Origin of the sequence: Rhizobium fabae, from assembly GCF_003985135.1 — a bacterium.
Lineage (GTDB): Bacteria > Pseudomonadota > Alphaproteobacteria > Rhizobiales > Rhizobiaceae > Rhizobium > Rhizobium pisi.
Genome location: NZ_ML133653.1, coordinates 82,769 through 95,048, shown reverse-complemented (window position 1 = coordinate 95,048; position 12,280 = coordinate 82,769). Strand labels below are relative to the sequence as shown.

14 protein-coding genes and 1 pseudogene are annotated in these 12,280 nt (G+C 58.1%); 13 read left to right on the top strand and 2 right to left on the bottom strand.

Annotated elements, in window-relative coordinates; translation table 11 throughout:
* Window positions 1-96: 96 nt before the first annotated feature.
* The 5 genes from EFB14_RS19390 to EFB14_RS19370 all read left to right on the top strand — a co-directional run bounded on the left by EFB14_RS19390 (window position 97) and on the right by EFB14_RS19370 (window position 5,244).
* Window positions 97-1,029 carry a carbohydrate ABC transporter permease gene (locus tag EFB14_RS19390; RefSeq protein WP_125849088.1) on the top strand — a complete coding sequence of 311 codons (933 nt, stop codon included), beginning with the start codon at window positions 97-99 and terminating at the stop codon, window positions 1,027-1,029.
* An 11-nt stretch (window positions 1,030-1,040) separates the two neighbouring features.
* On the top strand, window positions 1,041-1,940 hold the full coding sequence (locus EFB14_RS19385) for a carbohydrate ABC transporter permease (RefSeq protein WP_125849090.1): 900 nt from the start codon (window positions 1,041-1,043) through the stop codon (window positions 1,938-1,940).
* A gap of 371 nt (window positions 1,941-2,311) precedes the next feature.
* Window positions 2,312-2,998, top strand: coding sequence for a hypothetical protein (locus tag EFB14_RS19380; RefSeq protein ID WP_126828091.1), 687 nt, complete (start codon window positions 2,312-2,314; stop codon window positions 2,996-2,998).
* A 125-nt stretch (window positions 2,999-3,123) separates the two neighbouring features.
* The gene (gene ftsZ / locus EFB14_RS19375) at window positions 3,124-4,146 is read left to right on the top strand and encodes a cell division protein FtsZ (RefSeq protein WP_125849093.1); all 1,023 of its coding nucleotides are present in this window, start codon (window positions 3,124-3,126) and stop codon (window positions 4,144-4,146) included.
* Window positions 4,147-4,266: 120 nt separating this feature from the next.
* Complete coding sequence (locus tag EFB14_RS19370) at window positions 4,267-5,244, top strand: L,D-transpeptidase family protein (protein ID WP_126828089.1); 978 nt, start codon at window positions 4,267-4,269, stop codon at window positions 5,242-5,244.
* 83 nt (window positions 5,245-5,327) lie between these two features.
* On the opposite strand, the gene EFB14_RS19365 is transcribed toward EFB14_RS19370, so the two are convergent.
* Window positions 5,328-5,918 carry a dihydrofolate reductase family protein gene (locus tag EFB14_RS19365; RefSeq protein ID WP_125849097.1) on the bottom strand — a complete coding sequence of 197 codons (591 nt, stop codon included), beginning with the start codon at window positions 5,916-5,918 and terminating at the stop codon, window positions 5,328-5,330.
* Between the two features lie 306 nt (window positions 5,919-6,224).
* Here EFB14_RS19365 and EFB14_RS19360 point away from each other — a divergent pair.
* Together EFB14_RS19360 and EFB14_RS19355 are read left to right on the top strand one after the other, a co-directional pair.
* Window positions 6,225-6,386, top strand: a pseudogene (locus EFB14_RS19360) (transposase domain-containing protein); the annotation flags it as partial.
* A gap of 306 nt (window positions 6,387-6,692) precedes the next feature.
* Complete coding sequence (locus EFB14_RS19355) at window positions 6,693-7,616, top strand: hypothetical protein (protein WP_210302868.1); 924 nt, start codon at window positions 6,693-6,695, stop codon at window positions 7,614-7,616.
* Window positions 7,617-7,835: 219 nt separating this feature from the next.
* On the opposite strand, the gene EFB14_RS19350 is transcribed toward EFB14_RS19355, so the two are convergent.
* Window positions 7,836-8,699 carry a hypothetical protein gene (locus EFB14_RS19350; protein WP_126828087.1) on the bottom strand — a complete coding sequence of 288 codons (864 nt, stop codon included), beginning with the start codon at window positions 8,697-8,699 and terminating at the stop codon, window positions 7,836-7,838.
* Window positions 8,700-8,835: 136 nt separating this feature from the next.
* Here EFB14_RS19350 and EFB14_RS19345 point away from each other — a divergent pair, with 136 nt between their 5' ends.
* The 6 genes from EFB14_RS19345 to EFB14_RS19320 all read left to right on the top strand — a co-directional run bounded on the left by EFB14_RS19345 (window position 8,836) and on the right by EFB14_RS19320 (window position 12,270).
* Entirely contained in the window at window positions 8,836-9,216 is a 381-nt protein-coding gene (locus tag EFB14_RS19345) for a hypothetical protein (protein WP_126828085.1), read from the top strand.
* Window positions 9,217-9,310: 94 nt separating this feature from the next.
* A complete protein-coding gene (locus EFB14_RS19340) occupies window positions 9,311-9,793 on the top strand; it encodes a hypothetical protein (protein ID WP_126828083.1) in 483 nt (160 codons plus the stop codon).
* A 34-nt stretch (window positions 9,794-9,827) separates the two neighbouring features.
* Window positions 9,828-10,307 carry a hypothetical protein gene (locus tag EFB14_RS19335; RefSeq protein ID WP_126828081.1) on the top strand — a complete coding sequence of 160 codons (480 nt, stop codon included), beginning with the start codon at window positions 9,828-9,830 and terminating at the stop codon, window positions 10,305-10,307.
* Window positions 10,308-10,396: 89 nt separating this feature from the next.
* Complete coding sequence (locus EFB14_RS19330; RefSeq protein WP_126828078.1) at window positions 10,397-11,029, top strand: hypothetical protein; 633 nt, start codon at window positions 10,397-10,399, stop codon at window positions 11,027-11,029.
* Window positions 11,026-11,280: a hypothetical protein gene (locus EFB14_RS19325; RefSeq protein WP_126828076.1), complete on the top strand. Its 255-nt coding sequence runs from the start codon at window positions 11,026-11,028 to the stop codon at window positions 11,278-11,280. The genes EFB14_RS19330 and EFB14_RS19325 overlap by 4 nt, the downstream gene beginning before the upstream one ends.
* A gap of 387 nt (window positions 11,281-11,667) precedes the next feature.
* On the top strand, window positions 11,668-12,270 hold the full coding sequence (locus tag EFB14_RS19320) for an invasion associated locus B family protein (RefSeq protein WP_126828074.1): 603 nt from the start codon (window positions 11,668-11,670) through the stop codon (window positions 12,268-12,270).
* The last annotated feature ends 10 nt before the right edge of the window (window positions 12,271-12,280 follow it).

The following is a 12,280-nucleotide window of genomic DNA, read 5'->3' as shown; positions in this document are numbered from 1 at the left end:
CTTTAGTTCCTTGTTTTTATGCATGTCGTTGTCCCGGAACCGCTGAACACTTCCGGGCGACATGCATCAGGACTGAATGCAATCTGGAGGCATGCAATGTCGACCTTGAAATCCGGGGATACGCGCGGCCCGATCTCCGCGCTCATGCAGAACAACAATGTGCTCGGCTTCCTGTTCATGCTGCCGGCGGCCGTGTTCCTCGTCTGCTTTCTCACCTATCCCCTGGGGCTCGGCGTTTGGCTTGGCTTTACGGATACGCGGATCGGCCGGGACGGCATCTTCATCGGTCTGGAGAACTATCAGTTCCTTGCTGACGACGCCGTTTTCTGGATGTCGGTCTTCAACACCATTCTCTACACCTTCGTCGCCTCGCTGCTGAAATTCGTGCTCGGCCTCTGGCTGGCGATGCTTCTGAACCAGCACCTGCCGTTCAAATCCTTCTTCCGGGCGATCGTGCTGCTGCCCTGGGTGGTGCCAACCGTGCTTTCGGCGCTGGCCTTCTGGTGGATCTACGATTCCCAGTTTTCGATCATCTCCTGGTCGCTGATGAAGCTCGGGCTGATCAGCGCGCCGATCAACTTCCTCGGCGATGCCACAAATGCACGCATTTCGGTGATTGTCGCCAATGTCTGGCGCGGCATTCCGTTCGTGGCGATCTCGCTGCTCGCCGGCCTGCAGACCATCCCGGCCTCGCTGCAGGAAGCCGCCTCGCTCGACGGCGCGACGAGCTGGCAGCGCTTCCGCTATGTGACGCTGCCAATGCTGACGCCGATCATCGCCGTCGTCATGACCTTCTCGGTGCTCTTCACCTTCACGGATTTCCAGCTGATCTACGTGCTGACCAAGGGCGGGCCTGTTAACGCCACGCATCTGATGGCGACTCTCTCCTTCCAGCGCGGCATTCCAGGCGGCCAGCTCGGCGAAGGGGCTGCCATCGCCGTTGCCATGGTGCCCTTCCTGCTCGGCGCCATCATGTTCAGCTTCTTCGGCCTTCAACGCCGCAAATGGCAGCAGGGTGGCCAGGATTAGGGGGAATAACCATGTCGACAAATCTCAATGCGGCCGATGAGGTCCTGACCGACAATGCCGAAGGCATGAGCTATCTGAACCGCCTACCGCGGCGCGTGGTGATGCTCTACCTGCCGATGGCGCTCTTCGTCTTCGTGCTGCTCTTTCCCTTCTACTGGATGGCGATTACCGCCGTGAAGCCGAACGAGCAGCTGACGGACTATAACAACTACAGCCCCTTCTGGGTCGTGGGGCCGACGCTGGACCACATCAAATACCTCTTCCTGGAAACCTCCTATCCCGGCTGGCTGTGGAACACGATGCTGGTGGCTGTGGGGTCGACGGCGCTGTCGCTGGTGGCCTCGGTCTTCGGCGCCTATGCGATCGAGCGCGTGCGCTTCACCGGCTCGCGGCAGATCGGCCTCGTTATTTTCCTGGCCTATCTCATCCCGCCGTCGATCCTGTTCATCCCGCTTGCCTTCATCGTCTTCAAGCTCGGGATCTACGACTCGCGCCTGGCGCTGATCTTCACCTATCCCACCTTCCTGATCCCGTTCTGCACCTGGCTGCTGATGGGTTATTTCCGCTCCATCCCATTCGAACTCGAGGAAAGCGCACTGGTGGACGGCGCCAATCGCTGGCAGATCCTCACCAAGATCATCCTGCCGCTCGCCGTGCCCGGCCTGATCTCGGCCGGCATTTTCGCCTTCACGCTCTCCTGGAACGAATTCATCTACGCGCTGACATTCATCCAGTCCTCGGAGAACAAGACCATCCCGGTCGGCGTCCTGACGGAACTCGTGCGCGGCGACGTCTTCGAGTGGGGATCGCTGATGGCCGGCGCGCTCTTCGGCTCGCTGCCTGTCGTCATCCTCTATTCCTTCTTCGTCGATTATTACGTGTCGTCGATGACGGGTGCGGTGAAGGAATAGCGGGTTGGCACATTGCAGAAGGGGCAAGGCAGGATCCTGCAATGCCCCGACCTGGCTGACCTGCGCCGCAATTTCCGGCGCAGGGAATATGCGCGGGACATTTTATAAATATAAGCGTAATTGTTGCAAAAAGTGCACGCATCTCCAAAAACGCGCATGAACCGAGCGGATATCAAAACTACCTCTCGATGCACCGTTTCGGGATCTGCTATGGATGAACCGGGCCGATGATCGGCCTCGCCCCTAAGGCGTTTCTTCATGAAATCGATGTCCCATGGCTCAACGAAGTCCTGCTTCGTTGGCTTTGCCGTCCGCGTCGGCCGTCGCACAACCACACATTCTTACTTTCCCATTGAAACCGAGAAATTCACATGAACAAAAGAGCCTTTACTGCAGCCGGATTGAGCATCGTAACGGCGCTGTTGGCCTCGTGTGGAGGGACACCTGATCCGGCGATGATCGCGAGCGAAAGACAGGCAAAATCCACCGAGATTCTCAACGAAAGAAAACAAAAAGGCGCGTTGATCATGGCGCGCTTCATCTATCCTGGCTGGCTCGGTCCTATCCGGTGCTCCGGTCGGATTCGTCTTCGCAAGCTTGTTGACGGCGCACCTGACAAAGTGGCCGCGCCCCAAGACCTCGGGACCGCTTTCCGCTGGCTTTTGCCTGAACAAGCCAAGCCGGCAGTGGTGAAGAGCAATTTCCTGAACGGTATTCCCGACGCAAAGGACTACGAACGCTCCTTTTCTCCGATCACGCCCGGCACTTATGTCGTCACCTATGCCTCTTGCCAGATATCCGACCCGAACGGGACCTCGACGCTCGAGGCAGGCGGCGACCGTGACGGCCTGTTCAGCTATATCAGCGCGCTGGAAGGCGCGAGCAGGATTACGATTGGCGAGGGCGAGATCGTCGATGCCGGCTACTTCCGTGTTCAGGGGACGAAAACCCACCCTGTCGTGGTGGGCGCGGAAACAAGCGCAGCCGAGCGCGAGGTCATGAAAGAGGTTATCCCGGTGGCCTATCCCTCCATCACCTTCAAGAAGTTTGGGGAATAGGCAATCCGAACGGCCGCAGGGCATGTTTTTGCCCTTCCGCCGCCTTTTTACGTCCTTAATCTGCGGAACGATTCGTCGCCGCGGGCGAGAATGGGGCATTCACAGGATATGAGAAGGATTATGCGATGACGGACGCCAAGAGCGGCATTCTGGGGCTGCGGCCGAACATCACCGTCATTGGCGTCGGCGGTGGCGGCGGAAATGCGATCAACAACATGATCGCCGAGAAGCTCGCCGGCGTCGAGTTCATCGCGGCGAACACGGATGCCCAGGTACTTGCGACCTCGAAGGCCTCGCGGCGCATCCAGCTCGGGGCGCAGGTGACCGAGGGGCTCGGTGCGGGTTCGTTGCCGGAGGTCGGCCGGGCGGCGGCCGAGGAGTCGCTTGACGAGATCATGGATCACCTCAGCGGCTCGCACATGTGCTTCGTCACTGCCGGCATGGGTGGTGGAACGGGAACGGGTGCGGCGGCGGTGATCGCGCGGGCAGCCCGCGACGCCGGCATCCTCACGGTCGGCGTCGTCACCAAGCCGTTTTCCTTCGAGGGCAATCGCCGCATGCGGACGGCAGAAGTCGGCATCGAGGCACTGCGCCAGGCCGCCGACACTGTCATCGTCATTCCCAATCAGAACCTCTTCCGCATCGCCGACGCGAAAACCACTTTCGCCGACGCCTTCATGACCGCCGATCGCGTACTCTATTCGGGCGTCGGCTGCATTACCGATCTCATCGTCAAGGAAGGGCTGATCAACCTCGATTTCGCCGATGTGAAATCGGTGATGCGCGGCATGGGACGGGCGATGATGGGCACCGGCGAAGCCTCGGGCGAAGGCCGCGCGATGAGGGCGGCGGAGGGGGCGATCGCAAACCCACTGCTCGACGACCTCTCGATGAAGGGCGCCAAGGGCGTGCTGATTTCGATTTCCGGCGGTTCCGACATGACGCTGTTTGAAGTCGACGAGGCGGCGAGCCGCATTCGAGACGAAGTGCAGGCGGACGCCGAAATCGTCGTCGGCGCCATCTTCGACCGCGGCCTTGACGGAAAGTTCCGGGTCTCGGTCGTAGCGACCGGCCTGGAAGGCAGCGCCGCCCCCGCCATGTCCGGCGTCGCCGCGGAAAATCTGCAGATCCCGCGCATCCTGCAGTAGGCCGTCAGGCCCAGCTCGAAGCCTTACGAGAACGGAAACGGAAGCCGCGGCAGCGTAAGCGTTGACCGACGGTCTTCCCTTCCGGTGGAACAAGTACGGCCGGCGATCATTTGTTGGATCATGAAGGCTGTCACACCCATCGCAACGCTGGCTCTGCTTTTCTCACTCGGTACGGCGCATGCGCTGGAACTGACGCCGGAGGCCATCAACACCGCATCCCTCGCGCCGATTGCGCGGGAGCGCCCCAGCAAACCGTCGCCGGAACCTGATCCGGCGATCGTGCGTCTCCAGGCGCTTCTCGACCGCGCCGGTTCCTCACCAGGCGTGATCGACGGACTGTATGGGGAGAATGTCGGCAAGGCGGTCGCCGCGTTCGAGACGATGAACAAGCTTCCATCCGACGGAAAACTCGATCCCGACGTGCTCTCCCGGCTGGAAACAGGCCCACCCATCGTCGAAAGCTATGTCATCACCGACGAGGATGCCGCCGGTCTCGTCGACCACATTCCTAAGGACTACGGCGAAAAGGCCAAGATGGCGAGCCTCGGATATACCAGCGTGGCGGAGAAGCTGTCGGAGCGGTTCCACATGCACATCGATCTGATGAAGACGCTCAATCCCGGCGCGGAATTCGCGCCTGGCAAAACGATCGAGGTCGTGACACCAGGACCTCCCAAGGAGGGAAAGGTCAAGCGCATCGAGGTGAACGGCAAGACCGGACAGGTCCTGGCCTATGACGGGGATGGATCGGTGATTGCGGCCTATCCGGCAACGGTCGGCAGCAGCGACAATCCGTCCCCGAGCGGCACGCACAAGGTCAAGGGTGTCGCGCGGATGCCGGTCTACCGCTACGATCCGAAGATCAATTTCAAGCAGGGGAAGAACGACAAGATCCTCACCATCCCCAAAGGACCGAACGGGCCGGTCGGCAGCGTCTGGATCGATCTGACCGAGCCGACCTACGGCATTCACGGCACGCCCGACCCGGAGCTGATCGACAAAGTTGGATCGCACGGCTGCGTGCGCCTGACCAACTGGTATGCCGAAGAGCTTGCCGGAATGGTGAAGCCAGGTGTAATCGTCAAGTTCGTCGACTAAAAGCATGTCGCATAAAACTGTGCAGCGGTTTTAGGCGGTATGCGGAAAACCAAATCTGAAAGATCGCGACACGCTTCACATGATCACGCCGGCCGGTAAATCTGGGCCATCGAGCCCTTCGGAAAAACTTTCGAGCTGATCAGCTTGAGCTGCCTTGGCACAGCGAGGTCGGAGAAGATCGGCAGGCCCTTACCGAGAGCCAGCGGATACACCATCAGCATGTACTGATCGACCAACCCGTGAGCGATGAGACTGCGCGCAAAGGCGGCGCCGCCGTGGGCGATGATCGGCTTGCCGTCCTCGGCCTTCAGCCTGGCGATTTCTTCGGCCAGATCGCCGCTCGCCACATAGGCCTCGCGCCAACTTTCCGCGCCGGGCTGCAGCCCTTCCTTGGCCGTTTCGGCCGCCTTCAGGATCGCCGGCCCTTGTTTCGAGAAAACGGCCTTCGGAATCTGGTTCATCGGCGGGGCGAATACTCCCGTCGCGGTCGGCCAATAGCTGGCCATGCCCTGGAAGGTGCGGCTGCCCATGATGTGTAGGCCGGCGTTCCACGCATTCTCCACCTTCCAGGCAATGGCCTCCTGGTCGCCAGAAAATATCCATTCGGTTTCGCCCTCGGGGCCGCTGACAAAACCGTCGAGCGACATGGCCATGGTCAGGATCAACTCTCTCATCGCTTTCTCCTCGCGCTGGTTCGACCCAAGGACGGGTGAGATCAATCTTTTCCGACAATGCGCATTCGCGGAATCCGAAAAATCGTGATTGGGGTGGGGCGATGTCCATGCAATTTTCTATCACGCGTTCACTTGAGGAGATCGTGGTGTACGGCGAAAGACGCTATGCGGACACAGCAACGGCAGACGCAGCACTTTCTCCCTCTTACAGCGAAAGGAGGCTGAATCATCGGAGCTGGTACGCAAATAAGTCTGACGCCTTCGGTAGCCAGGTTCTCAATATGTTCTCAAATGGCGGACAGAGCGGGAGCGGAGAACTGGGCGATCATCGCCTCCCTCATCGAGACGACTAAGCTCAACGGTGTCGATCCGTTCGCCTATCTCACCGTCACTCTCGCCACCATAGCTAACGGCCACAACCAGAGCCGAATAAAGGAACTCCTGCCGTGGAATAACCTTGCACGGTAATATGCGTTCAAAGGCTTCTATCCGGCACATTGCGGACTTCTCCCGACATTTGATCCGTCGTTTTAACCCGGCAAAAACGATCGGCGTCTATGGATGTCTCAAGTACCGTGCGAGGTTGCCGTTGGACGCTTAAACTCGTCAAGGTTTGTTGGCCTCGTGGGCACGGCGAAAAGCTGTCGTCGTCGCGGCTCCACTCCTCGACATCAAACAAGAAGCCTCGTCAGCATGGGAGCGAGGCACCGCTTACCCCAAGAACTCGGTGCCAGCGAAGGTTTCGAATTTCATTCCCAATAAGCGGAGACAGCTTTGAAAAAATTCAACCCCATTCGAACGCGTGAGGTGATTGGTGAGACCATCGCCCGCGTACTTCGTACCGAATACGATCCCGCGAAGCCGATGGGCAATTTTGCAGTGCATGACATTAACGATATCATCTCTGCCTGGTTGGTGCGTCACGACAAGCAAACAACACCCGTTCTTCCGCGTGCGCTCCAATGGTTGGACAAGGCCATCGAGGAAAAAGAGGAGGAAAGGTTTGGTCCTTTTCCCTGTTCTCACCGCAGGACTTTGCACTGGGCTAAGGCGCTTGGCCAATGGCTGCACGGTAAGGGAAACGACGAAGCATCGTGGAAAACCGCACAAGATGCAGAGATTGAATACATGCGAACCGGCTTTACCAAGGTACTCGGTGTCGACAAGTTTGATTACAAGCTCCAACGTTTCGTTCCTCAGGAAATCAAGGGCCTTCCGTATAGTTCACGGAGGCTGCTCGTCGACGGAACTCTTGACGACTTCATGGCGTTCAGCCTCCAGGCTGGTCAATACGACACCGCAGTCGAGGAATATGAGCGACACTTAAAGCCGAAAAACCCATCACTCAAAACAACGTTAAAACCACGGGCGTTTGCCTATGCGCTTTGTTTAAAAAAGTTAGGGCGGGCGCGATTTGACGACAATGACCTGCTGGAGGCGGGACGGCGGATGTTGCAGGCCAATCTTGAGGAAACATGGTTGGGAGGCGGCCAATATGAGCGTGCGGCCACATGGTTGAAGATCGTCTATTGGGACCGCGACCAGACCCTGACGCCACTGGAGACCATCCTTAAAGCCTATGACAACATGCCAAACGTACCGTTGCCCGATTTCATGCTGGCAACCCGGTCTGAACTTGAGCCAAATTCCCTGCGAATGAGGTGGGCACAGTTAGTCAAAAGACTTCGGTTCAGATGAAGTTTTGCATTGGTAACGTAAGCACTGATTTCGAGCTGAGGCTGAACATCAATGATCAAGCGATGACGCGGAAGGTGGGATCAGGACAACGGTTACAGCATTTCGTCCTTCGCCTTGTTTTCCGAGTACATTCGGCGGTCGAGGAGCAAAGGACAAATGTACTGAAACAAAATAGGCCCAGTGAAGATCCACCGGGGGCCGTTCACTCGACAGTCCGAGCTACCCTTCCGGAGGACTCAGCAAGTCTTCGACGCCAGCAAGGGCCTCGTCCCAATCAGACGTCTTCTGCTGCCAGACCGCCGCGGCATCCTGCTGCCGATCTTGCGGAGCAACTGGATTCTCCAGCTTCTCGAAAACATCGTACTGGGCTGTTGATATCAGGGAACTGCCGTAACCTCCAATCCACAAGACTTCCGACGACAGGTATTCGGTGATGCGGGTGAGCTCGCGGATGGCTGCCGAAATCTTGTCGTTGCCGACCTTCACGTTGTCGACGGACTTCCGGTCCACTTGCGCCCCTGCATGCGCGAGGAATGCATGGCTCCAGTCGGCGATGCGACTGGCACCGCTGGATGCCAACATGTTCTCGAGGCGTACGAAGACAGACTTCGGAATGACATCGTCCCGCTGCCGATCGTCAGGCGAGATGCCGGCGACCCGGTCGAACTGCTCGTGCGCCCGCGCCGAGGTGCACCATGCCTTCGGACCGGAGGTGGGCCCCCAAAATGCAATGCCCGGTACTCGATCTGCCCGTTCCGCTGCCGACACGGCTGCATAGTCGTACGGAAGCCCGTCGTGGCAGACGAAATTCTCCCGAGTCATGAGATGCAAGCTGCCTTTCACGTCCGTGATGAGCCGCCAGAGCGATATCCGGTTTCTTGTTCGATCCGTGAGACGTCGGATCGCCATCACCTGTTGCGCCACTTGACCGCCGATCAGGGCCTCGGCAATCAGGCTCGTATTCAGAGGTCCATCGGGATTGTCTCGGGCAAGCTGCGCGATGGTTGCGAATTGCGTATCCCGCCACACCAGCTCATGAACTGTTGACCATATTGCATGGTCCGGGTCGTCGTCGAGCCACATTTTCCACTGCGACCGCTTTTCGCGGAACGCACGAAGCTTCTGTTTGTCTTAGACATCGCACTCGTCGACAGGGTAGGTACAGTCATCCATCATAAGCGCAACCATATCTTAGAATAGAAGGAAATCACGAGGAAGCATGTCGAACATCGTCCTAACAGTGTCGCCCTGGCGCGACGTCCATGAGATCGTCGTCAAGACGAAGGAGAAGCGCTCCTGCTCGATCATGATTCATAAGGAGCCAGCAGGCGGGTACGAGACCAACGTCCTGATCTCCGATCCCGTCAGCCCGCAGCCGAAGACGTGGGACTACTTGCTCGACAGCACGATGCCGTCGTCCACGGCGAAACAGCACTTCGAGGACTCTCTGAAGCTGATCACGGGATATCTGAAGCAGTTCGCTCCGACGGATCAGATGGTCAGCTTCCATAATCCGTGCAGCGCGCCGTTCGTCTCCGAGCCGGATCAGAATGCCGTTCTGACGGCGATGGGGTTCAACATCACCGTCACCGTCAACTAGCGGAAACGCGAACGCCCCCGCCAGTGTTGCGCGGGCGTGGACGTGATGTCTCCGCTCAAGTATAAAGGTGAAGTTGTGGCCGAAGGGGCGTGGGATGGTCTACGTGATGGCCGGCATTTATGCCGTCGTTGCAATCTTCTTTCTGTGCATGGCGGGTTCGTACACAGGCAAGATCGGCCACCAAGCGCAGGGGCTCTGGCACGAAGACCTTTGGCAAATAAACTGGGAGCGGAAGATGATGGGCGCCCTCCCGTATCTGGCCGCCTTCTTCCTGATGATTGCGATGCCCATCATCTTCTGTCGTGATACGGCGTTGGAGTTCGCGTTCTCGAACTTTGAGCGGGGAGATGAATACATCGTCGCCGCCATTGCATGGATGGTGTGGGGCATCTCGTGGTTCGTCGTCTTCCTATGTGTCGTCGCTCTCGTCGGAACCGTCTACTACCATTGGAAGGTTGCGGACAGGCATGCCCGGCAGCACGAAGACCTGCAGAAGTGTAGGGACATCGTGCAGATTGCCTATCCGCGCGCGCAGTGGGGACGGTGGGCCCGCCTAAAGCGTTCGAAGAACGTCTGATCGGAACCACTTTCTGGATCGAGGGGAGAGAGCGATGCGGAAGTGTTTAGGCCTGCTAGCGGCAGGAGTCTTTCTCCTCCAGCCATGCTCCTTCGCCAACGCACAGGCACCGAATGCGTTGGAGAGGGCCATCGGAGATGCGCAGCCATGCAGGTCGTTGAAGACCAAGGTATCGAGCCTCGGCATCAGCGTAGAGGTAGGCGTCGACAAGCTCGATTCCGTGAAGATTGAAAACCTGGAGCTATCGGTGAATGGCGACGCCGCGGAGGCGAGCGTCCGCGGCACGCTTGCTTGCAAGACCTCGGGCGAAGCGCTGGTCAAAGGAGGGTTTTCAGCGACCGCCGAGGTTCGGCTGAAGGTCGACCTTACGACCTGCAAGACGACCGAGACCTCCATCGACATCGTGAAGACCGGTGGCCGGTTCGGCGATATCGTCATGGGATTGGAGACCGAAATCTCCGGCGCCCTCCGGCGAAGTCTGGAGAAGAACTTGGCCAAGCTTTGCGAGAAGTGATCAGCGGATCGACACCGTTCGACGGAGTTGCGGATTGACGCCGCCATAAAGTGTCTCCAGCCTTTGACGAGGACAAGGGAGACATTTCGATGATTGTTCAATCGGCGGCAGCAGGACCTGGTTTAGAAAGTCTCTTGATCAAGCATGTGCACAAGCTCTCTCGTTGGGAGCAGGTTTTCGGCCCGGCGACCGCGCTGAGGTCATTCGGTCGTTTGTACACTTCCATCGCTCGTAGGCCCCAGTGGCTCGTCCCCGGCGAGGTGAAGCAGTGCTTCCGCAATGCGACTGCGGTCGCCCTCGTCCGCGATGACGTGACTTATGTGGAAGGGTTCGCGCTCGATCCAGCACTTCCCATCCCGTTGGAGCACGCCTGGCTCGTTGACGACAAAGGACAGGTCATCGATCCCACCTGGGACGACAACATTGGGCACGTCTATTACGGGGTGCCCTTCGAAAGAAATTTCGTCGCGGCGATGATGGAACAGTCCGGCGGCCAATGCGGGCTACTGGACCACAGGCTCCTGCGCCGGCACGCAGAGTCGGAGCAACAGTTCGAGCAAGGGGTTGCGCGCCGACCTTCTGAAGGCGCTGAGAATTGCCGGACGGATGAGAGCGTTCAGGACACTGGGATAGGCGTTGCAAGATACGCTCCTGCCAGTGTTCCGCCTTCAACTCTCTTCCTTGAACACTTGTGGCATAATTCCGTGTGGAAGGGGGGGTGACCACACTCCGTGATCAATACGGCGTAATCGCAAAGGTTTTGAACCTGGTAATCTACGCAATCCACCATGCTTGGGCAGCAGTGAACTCGCTGAAGCTATCGCGGCTCGTTTTCCTGTTTCATGGGATTCCGGTCGATCTCCTCGTCCGTTTCTGCAATTGCCATATCAAGCAGATATACAACCATTCCCATCCGATGGCGCTGCTTCGCGACGTCTTTTGCTGCCTGCAGTTTCTCGCGGAGTTGCACTAACTGATCGTGCATTGGAATACCTTCGACATGTGACCAGAGTGAAGCTGTTATCACAGCCTAGCTATCTTCAACCACTATAGCTGTCACGCTGTAGGCGCGGCATCCAACCAGGAAAGGTCATATCCGCCCATCGGACGGCAGTAAGTGCTAGCGCATGTGTTGCACTAACTACACAATTCTCCGAAAACGAGCGTGAATCTGGCCAAATCAAACACTACCTGTCGATGTATCTCACCGAGATCTGCTATCAAGCTACCGAGCCGATGATTGGCCTCGCTCTCTGAGCTTTCTTTATGACATCGATAATTTGCCCGTGTGCGACAAGCACACGGCGAAATCAATTGTAGCGATATGGCTTTCCACCTGATTGAAACCTTTGCATTTTCAATGAGACGATTTTTGAAAAGCGGCATGAAACGGAGCGGCCGGACTGTCGCCGCCGTTCTGATGGCTATTGCTTGTGCCAATCCGTCTCTTTCGCAATCTCCTGTCCCTGCCGATAAAGCACCGGAACAGGTGCAGGAAGCGGTTCAACCGGCGCCAGCCATCAAGTCTCAGAAATTCGACGATTGGTATTATCGCTGCACAGGACCTGTTGCATGCGAAGTCGCGCAGATTGCGCAAGTCGCCAAAGATGGCAAGAGCGTCAATGTGCTGACGCTGGCGATATCAACTGCGCCGGCCAATTCTCAGAGCAAGGGCAAGCCGCGGCTGATGCTGACCGCCCTTCTGCCGCTCAACGTCTTCCTGCCCTCGGGCCTGTCGATCAAGGCCGACGGCAAGCCGCTCGCCAAGCTAGATTACCGCAATTGCAACGAGGCCGGATGCTGGGCGCAGCAGGCACTGGATACGAAGACAGCCGCGGCGCTGAAGAAGGGTACGGCCGCCGAAGGGCTGGTGCGGCTGATGAACGGGCAGGACGTCAATATCCGCTTTTCGCTGAAAGGGCTGAAGCCGGCCCTCGATGAACTCCTGTCCACTACGAAGTAGCAGAATTTCA

Bases quoted from the DNA above. Each gene is read 5' to 3' on its own strand.
- EFB14_RS19335 (WP_126828081.1), top strand. From the start codon at position 9,828: ATGCGGAAGTGTTTAGGCCTGCTAGCGGCAGGAGTCTTTCTCCTCCAG.
- EFB14_RS19365 (WP_125849097.1), bottom strand. From the start codon at position 5,918: ATGAGAGAGTTGATCCTGACCATGGCCATGTCGCTCGACGGTTTTGTC.
- EFB14_RS19370 (WP_126828089.1), top strand. From the start codon at position 4,267: ATGAAGGCTGTCACACCCATCGCAACGCTGGCTCTGCTTTTCTCACTC.
- EFB14_RS19340 (WP_126828083.1), top strand. From the start codon at position 9,311: ATGGTCTACGTGATGGCCGGCATTTATGCCGTCGTTGCAATCTTCTTT.
- EFB14_RS19320 (WP_126828074.1), top strand. From the start codon at position 11,668: ATGAGACGATTTTTGAAAAGCGGCATGAAACGGAGCGGCCGGACTGTC.
- EFB14_RS19345 (WP_126828085.1), top strand. From the start codon at position 8,836: ATGTCGAACATCGTCCTAACAGTGTCGCCCTGGCGCGACGTCCATGAG.
- EFB14_RS19380 (WP_126828091.1), top strand. From the start codon at position 2,312: ATGAACAAAAGAGCCTTTACTGCAGCCGGATTGAGCATCGTAACGGCG.
- EFB14_RS19385 (WP_125849090.1), top strand. From the start codon at position 1,041: ATGTCGACAAATCTCAATGCGGCCGATGAGGTCCTGACCGACAATGCC.
- EFB14_RS19350 (WP_126828087.1), bottom strand. From the start codon at position 8,699: ATGTGGCTCGACGACGACCCGGACCATGCAATATGGTCAACAGTTCAT.
- EFB14_RS19390 (WP_125849088.1), top strand. From the start codon at position 97: ATGTCGACCTTGAAATCCGGGGATACGCGCGGCCCGATCTCCGCGCTC.
- EFB14_RS19330 (WP_126828078.1), top strand. From the start codon at position 10,397: ATGATTGTTCAATCGGCGGCAGCAGGACCTGGTTTAGAAAGTCTCTTG.
- ftsZ (WP_125849093.1), top strand. From the start codon at position 3,124: ATGACGGACGCCAAGAGCGGCATTCTGGGGCTGCGGCCGAACATCACC.